Source organism: Cytobacillus purgationiresistens, from assembly GCF_030813235.1.
Lineage (GTDB): Bacteria > Bacillota > Bacilli > Bacillales > Cytobacillaceae > Cytobacillus > Cytobacillus purgationiresistens.
Map to the genome: position 1 here is coordinate 1 of NZ_JAUSUB010000012.1, position 16,144 is coordinate 16,144.

The 16,144-nt window shown below is 37.4% G+C and carries 16 protein-coding genes; all 16 read right to left on the minus strand.

Going from position 1 to position 16,144, the window contains the following annotated elements; genetic code table 11:
• Positions 1–395 precede the first annotated feature (395 nt).
• Positions 396–1,436 carry a multifunctional transcriptional regulator/nicotinamide-nucleotide adenylyltransferase/ribosylnicotinamide kinase NadR gene (nadR, locus tag J2S17_RS14015; RefSeq protein ID WP_307475855.1) on the minus strand — a complete coding sequence of 347 codons (1,041 nt, stop codon included), beginning with the start codon at positions 1,434–1,436 and terminating at the stop codon, positions 396–398.
• Positions 1,433–2,128, minus strand: a complete 696-nt coding sequence (gene pnuC / locus J2S17_RS14020; protein WP_307475857.1) for a nicotinamide riboside transporter PnuC — start codon at positions 2,126–2,128, stop codon at positions 1,433–1,435. The genes nadR and pnuC overlap by 4 nt, the downstream gene beginning before the upstream one ends.
• 98 nt (positions 2,129–2,226) lie before the next feature.
• Entirely contained in the window at positions 2,227–2,844 is a 618-nt protein-coding gene (locus tag J2S17_RS14025) for an HAD family hydrolase (RefSeq protein WP_307475859.1), read from the minus strand.
• Positions 2,845–2,947: 103 nt separating this feature from the next.
• Positions 2,948–3,592 (minus strand): bifunctional 2-keto-4-hydroxyglutarate aldolase/2-keto-3-deoxy-6-phosphogluconate aldolase, encoded by a 645-nt coding sequence (locus tag J2S17_RS14030; RefSeq protein WP_307475861.1) that lies wholly within the window; start codon positions 3,590–3,592, stop codon positions 2,948–2,950.
• A 16-nt stretch (positions 3,593–3,608) separates the two neighbouring features.
• Positions 3,609–4,184 (minus strand): glucose-6-phosphate isomerase, encoded by a 576-nt coding sequence (locus J2S17_RS14035; protein ID WP_307475863.1) that lies wholly within the window; start codon positions 4,182–4,184, stop codon positions 3,609–3,611.
• Positions 4,185–4,209: 25 nt separating this feature from the next.
• Positions 4,210–5,151: a shikimate dehydrogenase family protein gene (locus tag J2S17_RS14040; protein ID WP_307475865.1), complete on the minus strand. Its 942-nt coding sequence runs from the start codon at positions 5,149–5,151 to the stop codon at positions 4,210–4,212.
• Between the two features lie 17 nt (positions 5,152–5,168).
• Complete coding sequence (locus J2S17_RS14045; RefSeq protein WP_307475867.1) at positions 5,169–6,134, minus strand: phosphotriesterase family protein; 966 nt, start codon at positions 6,132–6,134, stop codon at positions 5,169–5,171.
• Positions 6,127–7,083, minus strand: a complete 957-nt coding sequence (locus J2S17_RS14050) for a phosphoglycerate dehydrogenase (protein WP_307475869.1) — start codon at positions 7,081–7,083, stop codon at positions 6,127–6,129. Before J2S17_RS14050 ends, J2S17_RS14045 begins: the two co-directional genes overlap by 8 nt.
• Before the next feature lie 55 nt (positions 7,084–7,138).
• Complete coding sequence (nagB, locus tag J2S17_RS14055; RefSeq protein WP_307475871.1) at positions 7,139–7,873, minus strand: glucosamine-6-phosphate deaminase; 735 nt, start codon at positions 7,871–7,873, stop codon at positions 7,139–7,141.
• 14 nt (positions 7,874–7,887) lie between these two features.
• The gene (locus J2S17_RS14060; RefSeq protein WP_307475874.1) at positions 7,888–8,913 is read right to left on the minus strand and encodes a zinc-dependent alcohol dehydrogenase; all 1,026 of its coding nucleotides are present in this window, start codon (positions 8,911–8,913) and stop codon (positions 7,888–7,890) included.
• A gap of 19 nt (positions 8,914–8,932) precedes the next feature.
• Positions 8,933–9,967 carry a zinc-dependent alcohol dehydrogenase gene (locus J2S17_RS14065; RefSeq protein ID WP_307475875.1) on the minus strand — a complete coding sequence of 345 codons (1,035 nt, stop codon included), beginning with the start codon at positions 9,965–9,967 and terminating at the stop codon, positions 8,933–8,935.
• A 27-nt stretch (positions 9,968–9,994) separates the two neighbouring features.
• The gene (locus tag J2S17_RS14070) at positions 9,995–10,954 is read right to left on the minus strand and encodes an ABC transporter permease (protein WP_307475877.1); all 960 of its coding nucleotides are present in this window, start codon (positions 10,952–10,954) and stop codon (positions 9,995–9,997) included.
• 3 nt (positions 10,955–10,957) lie between these two features.
• Complete coding sequence (locus J2S17_RS14075; RefSeq protein WP_307475879.1) at positions 10,958–12,436, minus strand: sugar ABC transporter ATP-binding protein; 1,479 nt, start codon at positions 12,434–12,436, stop codon at positions 10,958–10,960.
• A 113-nt stretch (positions 12,437–12,549) separates the two neighbouring features.
• Positions 12,550–13,602: a substrate-binding domain-containing protein gene (locus tag J2S17_RS14080; RefSeq protein WP_307475881.1), complete on the minus strand. Its 1,053-nt coding sequence runs from the start codon at positions 13,600–13,602 to the stop codon at positions 12,550–12,552.
• Between the two features lie 156 nt (positions 13,603–13,758).
• On the minus strand, positions 13,759–14,535 hold the full coding sequence (locus J2S17_RS14085; RefSeq protein ID WP_307475883.1) for a glucose 1-dehydrogenase: 777 nt from the start codon (positions 14,533–14,535) through the stop codon (positions 13,759–13,761).
• On the minus strand, positions 14,532–16,127 hold the full coding sequence (xylB, locus tag J2S17_RS14090) for a xylulokinase (protein ID WP_307475884.1): 1,596 nt from the start codon (positions 16,125–16,127) through the stop codon (positions 14,532–14,534). The genes J2S17_RS14085 and xylB overlap by 4 nt, the downstream gene beginning before the upstream one ends.
• Positions 16,128–16,144: the final 17 nt, after the last annotated feature.

Consider the following 16,144-nt stretch of genomic DNA (forward strand, 5'->3'; position numbering starts at 1 on the left):
TTTCTACATTCCAAACAATATATCGGCGATTTTTAGATTTTATCAGCGATTATCTCAATATATCAGCGACTTTTCGACTTTATCGGCGATCATTCCCATTTATCGGCGATTTTCATTTTTAGCCTAAAAACAGATCTTTAAGAATGGGATTTGGCTCAATATGCGGGCTCCGATTCTTGATTTTCTACATTCCAAACAATATATCGGCGATTTTTAGATTTTATCAGCGATTATCTCAATATATCAGCGACTTTTCGACTTTATCGGCGATCATTCACAAATTTATCGCCGAATTTTCTTTCCCAGCAAAAAATCACCGCAATCAGCCGTTAAATTTCCGCACACAAAAAAGGGTGATAAGAATATTCTACCTCTCATCCACCTTGTATATATTTCTATCCTTCCATACCTATTAATTCATTCACATGATTGATTGCCTTTTCAAGTCTCTGTAGATAATCTCCATTGATCGCTACGTAATCGATTCCGTGATTATCCAATAGTGTCTTCAATAGGAGATTGTTAGTTTGTCTTATATCATCTTCTCCGAAACTGCGTGTACCATCATTCACCCATTTAACATCCGGTTCTAAGAAAAGCCATAAATCGTACTTTTGAAGCTTGATGATTTCATTCAGAATCGGTTGCTGCTCGCCTAGATAGGCTTGAGAAAAATACTGGGTTACTGTTGCCTCTGTATCTATGAATAGGACTTTATTCGCTTTTTGAAGCTGCATTTTTTCATGGTATTTATGTTCAAAGGCGATTTCAGGATAATCTTCAGGAATGGTGATACGCTCGCATCCTCCTAATCTTTCATAGAAAGTTCGGCCATATTCCTCTACATATGAAGTGTTAAATAAGTTGGCCAAGTTCTTTACTATTGTAGACTTGCCACAGCTTTCAGTCCCAACAACGACTACCTTTTTCACAAAATATGGCTGGATTATTTTTGGAATCATGTCCCAATGCTTTATTGCTCCTTCTTTTCTAAATAATGTGCCGGAGATTGGATAGGCCGCTCTATCTGGATCAATTAGGATATGTTTGGCTTTGGGATATAATTGATCAAAAATGGGCTGATAGGAATGCTCAGAACTAAATACTGTATCAATTGACTTGCCTACTTTCTTCTTTATATCCCTCGACCCTCTTACCCAATCTGAAAAGTCTCCTGTTTGTTCTTCATACACTTCATGCACTTGCACATGAGGCAGCTCTTTTGTTAATTGAGTCCACCACCTCAGTCTCATAGTGAAGGGAATATGAGGAATCATTCCATCCTCACATAGCTTTTCTTCATGTTTAGTATCATGGGAAACAATCACATGCAGTTCATCCACCATCGTAGAAGCTTTGATCATTGCATATACATGGCCAAGATGCGGAAAGGGGAGAAACTTACCGCCATACATACCTACTTTTCCTATACTCATCTAGCTGCTCCCCTTTGCTTATTAGACATTTTGATCCAATTGATATACCCATAGACACTGTTCACTAAAAAGGCAGACCACATTACTAGCATGGACCAATCATTACCCCCAGTTTTTAGCAAAGTGATTAGCCATAAGGAAATTGAAAGGATATTGACGACAATCCATAATACCCATTGTTCAGCAAATCGTTTAAGCATTAAGACTTGGGCTACAATTGACAATACTACCGCAACAGAATCCAGGCGCACTTGCTGTCCACCGATTAAGTTTAGAAAATAAGCGTATACAGCTGATGCTACAATCGACATGATGATTAAGATAACCCAGCCTTGTCTGCTTAGACGTTTAACTGCCACATCTTCTCCAATTGTGCTTGCCTCTGTTTTATTTTTGTTCCACAAATAGATGCCAATAAATTGAATAGGCAAATAAAATAATCCATTTAACATCGATTCGCCATATAAACCATAAGTATAAGAAATATAAGCATATGTGGCAGTTTGAATGATGCCAAAATAGTAGTTTGATATTTTACCTTTTGCAACTAATACAACACAAAGCATACCTGTGATTGAAGAAATAAATCCTAAAAGCGAATCTCCCCAGGCAAAAAACAAGTATACATTCACTAGTGTAAATACACTTAGCCATATTTTTTCAAATATTGTCCAATCCTTGAATATGTTCATGTATTACAATCACCTCACAAGAAATAGCGCTAACTTACAATGCCATGTTTTCCATACGCGAATATAAGCAGCAACTAAATCTTTTAAATTAAACGGCATCAAAAAATCTCCAACAAATCAGAAACTTGATCGATTTTGTAATCATATTCGCTTAACTCTCCAAATCCATAAGCTGCATAGACAAATGGAATACCCGCAAAGTCAGCTGCATCTTTATCCCCTTGTGTATCTCCTACATATATTGATGATTTTAATTGATTTCGCTCTATAATCAGTTTGATATTCTCACCCTTCGATAATCCTGTTCTTCCTGGATTTTCATAATCTAAAAAGTGCTTTTCGAGCTTATGATAATGGTAGAATGACTCGATATACCCATCTTGACAATTACTGACGATGTATAATTTATAGGTTTTTGAAAGATGATCTAATACTTTTTCTAAGTCTCTAAAAAGCTCCCCTCCATCTTGACGCAAATATCTTCTTTCAATTCGACAACACTCATTTATTACCTCCATTTGTTTATCCTTTTCAAGGTAATCAAACAAGATTTCTGCTATTTGTTGAATTTGAAGCCCCATCGTACGCTTAAGATCATCTTCTGTTATTTCCCCCTTAGCATATTCCAGGTTAGATAATGCTTCACTCCAAGCTCTAGCTACAGTTTTGCTTGGATCCCACAACGTTCCATCTAAATCAAAAATAATACTGTCCATATAATATCCTCCTATTTTAATGTGAATTTCAAAGTCAAGTTAAAAGGTAAAACCCGAATCTAGATGTTAATTCACCATTCGATTCGGGTTTGTCTTATTCATATTAATGATATCTTGCCGCCTTAATTTTCTCAATAAATTGTTTTGCAGTCTCGGTAATAGAAGCATAGCCATCAACATCTGGCTTTCCAATTAAACTTCCACCTGCTCCAACTGCTACAGCTCCAGCGTCAATCCAATCCTCTACATTATCTAAGCTTACCCCACCTGTAGGCATTAAATTGGCTTGTGGAATAGGTCCCTTGATTGCAGTAACAACTTTTGGACCGAGCAATTCTCCTGGAAAAACCTTCAATAAATCAGCGCCTGTTTCTAATGCTTTGACAGCCCCTTCAATAGTCATAATTCCAGGCATGTAAGGAACTTGATATCGATTGCACAGTCTTGCTGTATTCTCCTCTAAATATGGACTTACTATATATTGGGCACCCGCTAAAATGGCAATGCGTGCAGTTTCAGAATCGAGAATGGTTCCAGCCCCTAATATAATATCTTGTTTGAATTCATTTGCTAATTCCTTGATCACATCAGTTGCTCCAGGGACAGTATAGGTAATTTCAATCGCAGCTACCCCTCCGTTAAGGCAGGCTTCCGTTATACGTTTAGCTTTTTCAGAACTATCAGCTCGGACAACAGCTACTAATCCTGAATTTGTGATTTTAGTAAGTATTTCTTGTTTTGTGTTCATGATTTTCCCCTCTCGATTATTTCCATTTAGGGTTGTCTATTACTTCTGGCTTACCATCTTTTTCAATTACTAGTTTACGATAGCCTTTTGTTTCAATTGTTCCATAGTCATGGCCAGCATCAGCTCTAAAGGCAAAGAAAGTTACTAAAGGCTGTTCTCCGATATTAATACTTCTATGTGCATAACGAGGCGGCACATATACTGCTTGACCAGGCTCAAACTTTTCTATCTTCCAGTCCCCTTCTGGGTTTTCCATCAACATATATCCGTCTCCGCTTAGACAATAATACACTTCACCGGTTTCAAGAATGGTATGGAAATGGCCTTTAGTCATAAAGTATTCGCCGCCAACTTTTCCTGGATATACAATGCTTGTACCGAATAATATATCACCAGCTGTTTGCGGGATATCTAATTCATAAAATTCGTAGACTAGTGGATCAGATTCTGAGTTTACTAGTTCATCAAATGATAAATCATCATGAAACATGCCTTTCATTCTTGATAAATTTCTCTTCGTTGATTCCTTAGATTTTGATAGTCCTGTTAATAAATTAAAGTCTGCTACTACTGATTCTGTATTTAATGCCATGGTCTCTCCTCCTGTAAACTAAAAATTACTTCATTTGATTTGAAATCTGTTCAATTCTAATAAATTTCTCTCGAACAATTTCTAGGTCAAATACTTCACTAACTACTTGTGTCCAGCCATGAATGAAGTAAATCCAACCATCTTCTATAAGCAGGTTTTTATCTTCAATTTGAGCTAAAGCTTGGTGCTTGAAATCAAGTTCACCTCGATAATTGAGTTCCCATATTATTCCGTTGTGAGGAAACTTACCATTGTCAGTCAACGGTGATCCTGGACGATCTTTTCCTAAACCTGTTGCATTAATAACAAGGGAATATGGATTCAACTTAAACATTAATTCATCATTTTCTTCTGCGTCGGAGATTAAGTGATATTCAATATTTGCAGCTGGGTTCACTTTATTGATAATTCTCTCAATCTCTTCAAGTCTTTTTACACTTTTATCTGCAATAATTACCTTGGTTGGAATGTTCTCTCCCTTATTGGGATCAAGCAAATATGCGGAAATCGCAATTGCACTTCCACCAGCTCCAATAATAAATAACTCGGCATTGTCGTTATTCCAGTGGTTTTTTGGAACAAAACTCTCAAGAGCTAGTCCGCTTGAGATCGGATCCTTAGCGTGCCCTTGCAACTTGCCATCTTTTTTAGAGATAGATGATAATTCACCGAGCATTTGTGCGAAAGGATCAAGATAATCAAACAAATCATTTGCTGCTTCATATAAGTCAATTTTATGAGTGGTTACTAATGCACCCATTGATAGCTCATCATTTTTAATAAATTCTACAACTTTTCTGTAATCTTCTGGCTGAGCATGAATCTCTAAATCAATCCCCTTTAGAACTGCACCTTCAATACCTAGTTCTTCAGCCCAGGCGGGGAAAAGTTTCATAATGGAAGATTTTCCTGTTGTGACCCCAATAAAATACATAGTTGGTACGGACGCTTTTTCGGGTAATTTCATTATTTGTTTTCCTCCCACTATTTTTTGCTGAAAGCTAATGATGGGTTGTTATGCATCATTTTCTTAATTTGTTGATCGCTTACACCATTTTCTTTTAGTAAGGGCAAAAAGGTGTTTAAAAGATGATCTAGCCCAATATTTCCTCCATAGTGCTTCATTCTCTTGTTAGTGGTGTCTAAACCTAGTAAAATCTGATCTTCATACCCATGATCTATCAACGATTTAATTAACTTTACCTCTTGTTCATCAGAGTGATAATTAAATCTTCCAATCGTATCAAGTTCTAAAAATACACCCGTGCTTGCAACATGTAGTAAATAATCTTCATTCTCCATCTTTCTATCTAAGTGACAAATGATTAATTGATTCTCTTTTAAACCTAAATCTGTATAAAGCTTGATTTGTTCCAGTGCATTAAACCCTAGTTCAGTATGGCTCATGATTGGCGTTCCAGTTTCATAAGAAGCTTTAGCTGCAGCCTTAAAAAGTTGAAAGTAGCGACCAGCAGCCCCTTGCATATTGGCTGCTGTTTTAATTAATCCTGCTCTTCCTGAGGATTTGAATTCTGGCCAGCCCTCTTCTCCATCGCAGTACATACCATTATTTATTTCTTCAATGAACAATGCACATAACTCATTGTAGTTTTGATCAAAAATCCAATGATGTTCCTGATAAAAATCAAGCTTGTGAAATCCAGTAGATGCGATAATTTGAATACCTGTTTCCAAAGATAATCGCTCAAGCCAATTGCTATTTCTGCCACAGCCAATGGGTTGTGCATCAACGATCGTTGTACCGCCAGCCACTTTAAAAAGCTGAACTTCTGCTTTTGTCTTTTCGAAGTCATCTAAAACTAAAGATGGATCAACTTCATATGGCTTCCCCCTTTTTATGAAGAGATGCTCATGGCTGTGACAGATGCCAATGTCTTTAGAAGAAATCTCTCCTGAAATCGTTGTAATTTTGAGTTCACTATCAAGCATGCGATTCCACACCTTCAAGCATCTCAAGCAGGTTTTTAGTAGATGCAAGAGCCATTCTACTTACAGCTTCATTTGTGAATGCACCAATATGCGGGGTAAGCACAAAATTTGACAATGATATAAGTTTATCTCCCTTTTCTGGAGGTTCATGTGAATAAACATCCTGTGCAGCAAAACCGATATCATTATTAACTAAAGCTCTATATAAAGCATCCTCGTCAATTAATTCACCACGAGCAGTATTTATCAGGATGGCAGATTCTTTCATCAAACTTAAAACATCTCTATTTATTAAATGCTTTGTTTGTTCAGTCACTGGCAGATGCAAAGTAATAAAATCTGCCTCTTTCATCAATTCATTAAAATCTTCCGAATGCCTCACTTTGTATGCTTTAAGGAAAGACTGATCGCTAAAAAAAGGGTCATAGATTGCCACATCCATCTCTAGTGCACTGCATCTCTTGGATACCTCTTTACCTATTGCACCTCCGCCAATTACGGCAACTTTTTTTCCAGTCAGCTCACTGCCAATGCTCCGACTCCAGCTGTTACTTTTGACATTTGCTATCGTTTGTGACAATCTTCTTGTGCTTTCGAACATTAAACCAATCGCCAACTCGGCAACTGATATATTATTGGTTCCCATTGTATTTTTCACTTGAATCTTTAATTTTTTCGCAACTTCCAGGTCAATATTGTCCATTCCTACGCCATATTTAGAAATAGCTTTTAAGTCCTTGCAGCAATTTAAAACAGAACTCGATATTGGGTCTACACCAACTATCATTCCTACAACACCATGATGAGCGTAATCAACAATCTCCTCTTCAGTTAACGTACGACCTGTTGTGTTTTCAATCACTTCATATCCCTTTTGATTCAGTAATTCTATTGGCTCTTGTTTAAAATTTTGAAACGATTTAGGGGTGATCAATATTTTATTAATCATAACAACCCACCTTGATTATTTTTATTTAGTCATTACATTACTATGTTATGACATATTAAATTCTAGCAAGCTTTGAAGCTGCTTCTTTATCAAGATGCACCTCAATATTTGGATGTAATTGTAATAAGGACCCTGGAACATCTGTTGTCAATGGACCTTCAAATGCTTGTTGAATAATATCAGCTTTTTCAAAACCTTTTGCTATAAATAATATTTTTTTCGCCTTCATGATTGTACCTAATCCTAGTGTAATTGCAGAAAGGGGTACTTCTTCAAAAGATGGGAAGCTTTTTGAATTCACCCTTCTCGTATCCTCTGTTAATTCAATTACATGGGTTTTGCTATGCAACTTCTCACCTGGTTCATTAAATCCGATATGTCCATTTAAACCGATACTTAAAATTTGAACATCCAATGCCCCTGCGTCTTCCAGCAATTTCTCATACTTGGCAGCTTCGACATGAGGCGATTCTACATTTCCTTGTGGAATATGGATATTTCCTTCAAGGATATCTACTCCATTAAAGAGGTGTTCATTCATAAAGTATGCAAAGCTTTGAGGATGATCCTTTGTCAGCCCTACATACTCATCTAAGTTATAGGTTAGAAAAGTCTTGAAAGAAATTTTCTTTTGATTATATGCTTGCACTAAGCATTGGTATAATCCAACAGGCGTATTGCCAGTTGCTAGACCAATTTTTGGAGTTGCAATACCGTTTGTCATCTTAATAAAGCTTTTAGCTGCACCCTGATCTGTATCGCTAGCTGAATCGTAAAAATAGAATTTCATATTTTCACCTGCTTTTATATCATTTCAATCATCACTTTCATGACTTTATCCTTTTGATTATCAATAATCGAATAAGCATCTAAATAATTTGTGAATTCAACACGATTTGTAATCAACCTATTCAATTCAATTTTCTTATTTTTAATTAATTCAACCGCCTTATCAAAGTCATTAGATTGATACATTGCACTTCCCAATAGTGTTAGCTCATGATCTTGAACAAACCCCATATTTACTTCTGTCAAATCTGATACGACCCCGACCATGACAATCGTGCTTCCTTTTCGCGCTATTTCGATGGACTTAGCCACTGTGTAGCTAGATCCTACACACTCAAAGATTACATCTGCTTTTTCATCTCCAAAGTGCCTTTTAATTCCCTCAGTTAAACTTTCCTCGTTGCTATTAATCGTTTTAAGTCCACACTTCTCAGCAATATCCAGCCTTGAAGCACTTAATTCTGACACGACAACTTTTTTGGCACCCATCGCTTTTGCAGTCTGAGCTACTAAGTTACCGATTGGTCCTCCACCAATAACGAGAATATTTTTGTTATCAAGAGTATTAGTTCTTTGTACAGCATGTATAGCAACTGCTAGTGGTTCAACCATAGCTCCTTCTTCCCAAGTCATTCCTTCCGGGAGAATAGTAGCTTTATTGGCATCGACTACGAAAAACTCACTTGCCATACCTGTAGTTTGAAACCCCATTACTTTCAGGTTTTCACAAACGTGATACATTCCATTCTTGCAAAGGTAACATTCTCCACAGACCACTTGAGGTTGAATGGTTACCTTATCCCCAACTTGAATATGGTCTACTTCTGCCCCCACCTCAGTTACTTTACCCGAAATTTCATGGCCTTGAACAACCGGATAAGAGGTGTAGGGATGTTTGCCATGATTGACATGAATATCAGAGCCGCATACTCCGATGTTTTTAACTTTTATTTTAATTTCATGTTTTTTCACTTCCGGCACTTCAACTTCATTAAAATTTATTATTCCTGGGTTAGTCATGACAGCTTGAATCATTTTCATGCTCTTTTTCCTCCTTGGATCAATTGTATGTAATGATTACCTTTTTCATTGTTTTACCTTCTAAATAATCTTTAAAAGCGGCAGTGATATCATTGAAAGAATAATAGTCTGAAATAAAGCTTTCTAAGCTCAGCTTGCCTTCTTTAATCCAGCTAATAATTTGATTATGACACTCTCCTTCTTCTTTTTTAGATGGCATCTGTTGGAAATTCAATTTCCAGTTATAAGCGGAGGAGGACCAGTCTAATACCATCTTATTAACCTTTGGCACACCATAGCAGAGAATTTCACCCCGGTCTTTCAGCAATGCCATGGCCTCATTAATTACTTCTTCAGATCCAACTGCATCTAGTACATATGAAACTCCCTCTGAAAACTGTTTATAAACCTCTTTCTTAACGTCTTCAGTACTGCTATTGATGGCTTTTGAGGCGCCATATTCTAATAATAGCTTTTGCTTAGCCTCGCTTCTGACTACTGCAACTATGTCTTGAACCCCTAAAAGCCTTAAAAGTTTAACAAAGGTAGTCGCTACTGGCCCGCTGCCATATACCACAACTGAATCGAGCGGTTTAATATTGAAGTATAAAATGGTACTCAAAACTTCGCGCAATGTCACAATTACAGGCGCTTCCTCTTTCTTTATAAATGGAGGAAGAACGGCTTGTGCATAAGCTACTTCAGGTACTTCTTCAGCTTCATATGCAATGATATCCTCGACAACCCCATATTCACTAAAAGAACCCCATACCGAATGAATTTTCTGACTTCCGCTCATAACTTCAGGGGCAAATGAGAGAACAACTATATCTCCTACCTGGTAGCTTTTAACTTCTGCACCAATTTCTATAACCTCACCAACACCTTCATGACCCAACATGAGGGGATAGCTTGAATCATCAACTCCTTTAAAGGATTTTTTAATAATCGTTGCATCCGTTCCACAAATCCCGCTACTGACTGTTTTAACAAGAGCTTGCTTGGCATTAATAGTTGGTTTTTCAACTTCAATAACCTCTAGTTCTCCTTCTGGCGTAATAACTAAAGTTTTCATATTAACACTCCAATATAGTAATTGAATTTAAATTGTTCTTTCCTTTTTACTAGTAGCAATTTGAAGCAGAACTGCTGCAATAATAATGACACCTTTAATGATATCCTGTGGATATGAAGGAACTGCCATCAAATTCATGATGTTGCCAATAAGCCCTAATATTAATGCTCCTGCTACTGTATTGAGCACAAATCCTCTACCGCCCATAAGACTTGCTCCCCCAATAACAACTGCCGCAATCGCATCCAACTCTTGTCCAGTTCCAACAGTAGCACTCCCAGTTGAAGACCTAGCAGCAATAAATACACCTGCTAATGCAGCGAGTGAAGCAGACAATGCATAAGTAGACATTATATACTGTTTGGTTCTAACCCCCGCTAACTGAACAGCTGTTTCATTACTCCCGATTGCAACTACCTTCCGCCCATATCCCGTATATTTTTGAATGGATGCGAAAAGAATAATAAGTGCCACTGTAATTATGATGATTGGAAAAAATAAATCTTTGCTAACTAGCAAGTCAAGCGTGCCAGATTCAACTTTTACAGGTCTCCCATCAGTGATAACAAACGCAACTCCTCGAGCAATTGTCATCGTAGCGAGAGAAGCTACAAATCCTTGTATACCTGTGTAAGCAACTAATACCCCTGTAAACAATCCAAATAACATTCCAACCACTACTGTTAATCCAATAGCTGTTGTAAAATGCAATCCAATATCAGTTATCAAAATCGCTGATAAGGTTGCCCCCACAGCCATAACAGAACCAACTGATAGATCAATGCCTCCAGCCAATATGACGTAAAGCAAACCAATTGCAACTAAAATGGGACCAGCTTGTTGGAGTGCAATGTTTCTCAGATTCATCGTTGTAAGAAAATTATCTGAAAGAATTGAACTGACGATTACTAGCAAAACTAATATAATAAACGTGTTATTATTAATAACAAATTCTTTAAGGTTAAATTTTTTGCTCGCCGCTAACATGGTTTAAACCCCCATAGCCAATTTAATCAAATTATTTTCAGTTAGCTCATTTTTGGATAGCTCTCCAGTAACCACGCCTTCTCTCATTACAATCGCCCGATCGCACATGCCAATAATTTCAGACATTTCTGAGGAGATGATTATTACGCCAATTCCATTCTCTGCTAACCTATTAATTATTTTGTAAATCTCCGTTTTTGCACCGACATCTACACCTCGAGTCGGCTCATCTAATATGACCAGTTTACAATCAATTGCCAACCATTTTGCTAGTGCGACTTTCTGCTGATTGCCTCCACTCAAACTGTTAACATTATCCTCTGTAGAGCCGTATTTTGTTGCAATTTGAGCCAATAATGATTGTACAAAGGTCTTTTCGTTTGCATGATTGATATATCCATTTTTTTTAAGAGAAACGAGCGTTGTATTGATACGAATCGACTGCTCTAGCAATAATCCTTGTTTCTTCCGATCTTCAGGAAGAAATCCAAACCCTAATTTAATTGCTGCTTTTGGATTCTTTATACTCACTTTTTCCCCGCAATAAATTACATCACCTGACTGCTTGCGGTCTACCCCAAAGATAGCTCTCATAGTCTCTGTTCTGCCTGAGCCAACCAACCCGCTAAATCCAAGTACTTCCCCTTTTCTTAAATGAAAAGAAACATTCTCAACATCTTTCGTATGTAGATTATTAACTTGCAGCATTTCTTCTCCAAAAACAGCCTTTCTATCGGGGAACAATTGCTCTATTTCTCTGCCCACCATCATCGTTACTAATTGTTCCTTGGATATTTCATTCGTTTTCACCGTGCTAACATAGTCTCCATCTTTTAAAACGGTAATTTTATCACTGATTTTAAAAAGCTCCTCAAGACGGTGAGAAATGTAGACAATAGTGACACCATCATCTTTTAATTTCTTGATTAACTTCAACAGTTTTTCGGTTTCAGAATGAGTAAGTACAGCTGTAGGTTCATCAAAAACCAGTACTTTTGAATCTTTTGCAAGACATTTACAGATCTCAACGATTTGCTGGTATGCTACGCTTAGAGTCCCTACTTTTGTGTTTGGATCAATATGTCCAAAACCAATTTTTTCAAGTTGATTTTTTGCTCTTTTCTTTAGATCTTTCCAGTTAATAAATAAGCTGGAATGACTAAGTTTATCTATGAATATATTTTCTGCAACAGTTAAATCTGGTGCCAGCATAAACTCCTGATAAATGACGGAAACGCCCATATCTATCATGGCTTTAGGTGTAGAGACAGTCGCTTCTTTTCCATCAATCAAAATGGTCCCTTCATCCTTCGTGTAAGCACCGGCTAGAATTTTCATTAAAGTCGACTTTCCTGCTCCATTTTCTCCAATAAGCGCATGAATTTCACCCCGAGCAACATTTAGCTGAACATCTTTTAATGCTTTAACTCCGCCAAAATGCTTGGATATATGGTTCATTTCAATAATGTAATTTGAAGACACAATAATCATTCTCCTTTCTAATCTAGTGTTATCAGAAGAAATCCTCCTATTTCATTAGGAGGATTATATAAAATTAACACTACATTAAAACTTCAAGATCAAATGGACAATACTTAGAATCCATGTTTATAATACTCATCTACATTTTCTTTTGTAACAGCAGCAGGCTCTGTTAACGTGATATCCTCATAACTATCCGGATCTTTTCCTTCAACTAAAATTTCTTTGGCAATTTGCACTCCCAGCTTAGCCACTTTAAAGGGACTGTTCTCTCCAGTAGCGAAGTATTTCCCTTCTTTAATTAGATCGTATGCTTCAATTGCACCGTCAGCGGCTGCAACCACTTCTACATTTTCAATGTTGGCGTTTTTGAGAGCGGTCATTGCACCGAATAACATTTGATCATTCTCACCTAGTACGGTGGTCAAATTAGAGTTGGCCGTAATCAGGTCTTCAGCCGCCTTCAATCCCTCTTCTGCCGTCCAATTACCCCAACCTTGTCCAACTACAGAAAAATTGGCTTCCTCATTAACTGCCTTACCTTGAGACAACAATTGAGAATCAAAATCATCAGCTAACCCCCAAGCCTCTTCTTCAGAAACTCCCAATCTTCCCTCTAAAATTCCTGCAAATAAGCCCGTTCGGCGCTCAGTGCCAGCAACGTTACCTTTGGCTCCACTTAAGACAATTGAAACAATCTCTTCCTCCCCCATTTTATTTGCATACTCTAATCCTACTAGTCGACCATTCTGTTTATTGTCAGAGTATATAGTTGTAATATTATTTGCGCCCTCTCCAACCCCACTATCCAAGTTGATCACGCCGATGCCCGCTTCTGCAGCTTTATTTATACTAGGAATTACAGCATCTGGTTCAACTGCATCTAAAAAAATTAAATCCTTCCCTTGGGCAATAAATGTTTCCATATTTGCTATTTCCTTTGTAGTATCGCCATTTGCATCTAAAACTGTAACCTCCCAGCCTTCGTCTTTTGCATATTCCTCAACAGCTTCTACTAAAGATACAAAGTAAGGCGAATCCTGAGTTTTAATAGCAAAGCCTATCTTTAATTTCTCATCCCCGCTTGCACCGCCTGAACTACAGCCAACTGCGACCAGCATCATCAATAGCAGTGTAATGGCTAAAATATATTGTTTTTTCTTCATAACCTCATCCCCCTTGGATAATTTTATTGCATTGTTGTAATGTTACTACAATACAATGTTGAAATATACTTATACTATACATCCCTTTGTTAGCGTTTACAAGAATATATTTAATAATTCTGTGATTTTTAAAATAATAGAATTTAATACCAATAGTTAAACACTAGTAAATCCGCCGTCTATTACTAGATCTGAGCCTGTTACAAAGGAAGCGGACTCTGATAACAGATATATCACTGCACCAGGCAATTCCTCTGGTTTGCCTAATCGTTTCATTGGAGTTAGCTCTGCCCACTTTTCCCTCCAGTCTTCTCTAACGAAAGATGTTAATTCAGTAAAGATATACCCTGGGCTTATGCTATTTACACGAATTCCATACTCAGCCCATTCAACTGCCAAGGATTTTGTAAGTTGAGCTACAGCTGCTTTCGAAGCATTATATGATGCTTGCAACTGAGGATAATTCACGATGATTCCCGACATCGAGGCCGTGTTGACAATAGAACCTCTTATGTTGTTTTCAATCAGATATTTTCCAAATATTTGGGCTGTATAATACACCCCATTTAAATTCACATCGATTACTTTAAGCCATTCATCGGGTGTCGCTTCAATCACTGGCTTTTGAATGACTATCCCAGCATTATTGAATAGAAGATCAAGCTGACCTATTTCTTTAACTGCATTGTGAAAACTTTCTGACAATGACTGATAGTCCGTAACATCCACTTCATAAGAGATTGCGCGACAGTTATACTTTTCTCTCAATTCTTTCGCAGCTACAGCAGCTTTGTCTCCTTGTTTATCAAAGATAACTATATCTGCTCCAACTGCAGCAACATGGTTTGCTACTTCTCGACCTATACCTCTTGCTCCTCCAGTAATCAATATGACTTTACCCTTTAAAGAAAACATCTTTTCCAACATATTCATATAACTTCTCCTCCGCTTAATTTTGATATTTTGATTTCTTCATAATACTTCCTTATATTTTGCTGCTCCGTCTTGATGCTTTGCTTTTCAAAAACTTCTCTTAATGAAAAATAAAAATCATCGAATTGTTGTTTAGCGCAGTTATAGATTTCCTCATTTTCTCGATTATGTGATTGAGTTCCGTTAATTGTAATAAATTGATTAATTACATCGAAATCATCATATAATCCTACTCCTACACCGCCTATAATTGCTGCCCCCATCGATCCTGCCTCATCTAGTAAATTCGGAACTTTGATTGTCAAACCGAAAACATCAGCCATGATTTGCCGCCACACCTCACTTTTGGCGCCTCCACCGATAACGATCATTTCTTCAATATCGATGTGTTTTCTTAAAATATCTAATATGATAGCCAAATTGTATGTAACCCCTTCCAAAACACTCCGCAACATATCGCCTCGAGTCGTTTCGGATTTAATTCCAATATAAGCTCCCTTTGATACGGAGTCCCACCTAGGTGCACGTTCTCCAAGAAGATAAGGTAAAAAGATTAAGCCATTAGAACCTGGAACAGCCTCCACTATCTGCTTATTAATATAATCATAGACAGAAGATTCAGATTCTGCTGCTTTCAACTCCTCGGATGTGCATATTGTTTCTTTCATCCAATTAAACGCTCCACCAGCATATTGCATCGTACCATTGGGTGCATAATAACCCGGAATTGCATGGGCCCAGGTAACAATTCGCATATCTGGATCAAATACAGGCTGCTTCGAAGTCGTCGTAATCCACGCAGAAGTACCAAGTGAACAATATGTTTTCCCTTCACTAATCGATCCGGCGCCTATATTAGCGGTAACTCCATCACCAGCTCCTATAACGACAGGCGTTCCAATAGCAAGTCCTGATAATTTAGAGGCTTCCGCTGTTACCTTACCTGCTATAAAGGTAGAAGGCTTTAAATTAGGAAGCTTATTCGGATCAATTTTACTGTATTCAATTATTTTCTCAGACCATTCTAGTTTTACTAAATCAAAACATCCCATACCGTTTCCATCAGAATAATCCGTATAATAATTGTTGGTTAACTTCAACACGATATAATCTTTTGCATTTAGGACCTTATAGGTCTCTGCATATATATCTGGTTCATTATCGCGAATCCACATTAGTTTTTGTATGCCGTAAGATGCAGTATTTCTATGACCAACAATCTGATAAAACTCCTCCTGTGTCAGGTATTGCTCAAGATCTTTTACTTGTTTTTGTGCTCGCTGGTCTGCCCAAATGATAGAATTCCTTAAAGGTTCCCCGTTTATATCTACACATAAGCAACCCATCATTTGACCGCTAAAACTTACAACAGAGATCTCTTCAGGTTCAATACTATACTCGTTTATTAATTGTTTGGTAGAATTGCAAACGGCATCCCACCAGTCATTAGGGCTTTGCTCCACCCACTTTTCATTGAAGTAGTGAGTATCATAGGGAGTAACGCTACTCCCTATCATCTCTCCTAAAACGGAAAATAAAGTAGCTTTATTTCCCGAAGTGCCTAGATCATGAGCTAAAATGTACTTTGACAATGACTATTCCCCCTTGG

Coding starts and splice junctions, on each gene's coding strand:
- J2S17_RS14030 (WP_307475861.1), bottom strand. CDS start 3,592: ATGAACACAAAACAAGAAATACTTACTAAAATCACAAATTCAGGATTA.
- J2S17_RS14035 (WP_307475863.1), bottom strand. CDS start 4,184: ATGGCATTAAATACAGAATCAGTAGTAGCAGACTTTAATTTATTAACA.
- J2S17_RS14025 (WP_307475859.1), bottom strand. CDS start 2,844: ATGGACAGTATTATTTTTGATTTAGATGGAACGTTGTGGGATCCAAGC.
- pnuC (WP_307475857.1), bottom strand. CDS start 2,128: ATGAACATATTCAAGGATTGGACAATATTTGAAAAAATATGGCTAAGT.
- nagB (WP_307475871.1), bottom strand. CDS start 7,873: ATGAAATTCTATTTTTACGATTCAGCTAGCGATACAGATCAGGGTGCA.
- J2S17_RS14050 (WP_307475869.1), bottom strand. CDS start 7,083: ATGATTAATAAAATATTGATCACCCCTAAATCGTTTCAAAATTTTAAA.
- J2S17_RS14080 (WP_307475881.1), bottom strand. CDS start 13,602: ATGAAGAAAAAACAATATATTTTAGCCATTACACTGCTATTGATGATG.
- J2S17_RS14045 (WP_307475867.1), bottom strand. CDS start 6,134: ATGCTTGATAGTGAACTCAAAATTACAACGATTTCAGGAGAGATTTCT.
- J2S17_RS14085 (WP_307475883.1), bottom strand. CDS start 14,535: ATGAATATGTTGGAAAAGATGTTTTCTTTAAAGGGTAAAGTCATATTG.
- J2S17_RS14070 (WP_307475877.1), bottom strand. CDS start 10,954: ATGTTAGCGGCGAGCAAAAAATTTAACCTTAAAGAATTTGTTATTAAT.
- nadR (WP_307475855.1), bottom strand. CDS start 1,436: ATGAGTATAGGAAAAGTAGGTATGTATGGCGGTAAGTTTCTCCCCTTT.
- J2S17_RS14060 (WP_307475874.1), bottom strand. CDS start 8,913: ATGAAAATGATTCAAGCTGTCATGACTAACCCAGGAATAATAAATTTT.
- J2S17_RS14040 (WP_307475865.1), bottom strand. CDS start 5,151: ATGAAATTACCCGAAAAAGCGTCCGTACCAACTATGTATTTTATTGGG.
- J2S17_RS14065 (WP_307475875.1), bottom strand. CDS start 9,967: ATGAAAACTTTAGTTATTACGCCAGAAGGAGAACTAGAGGTTATTGAA.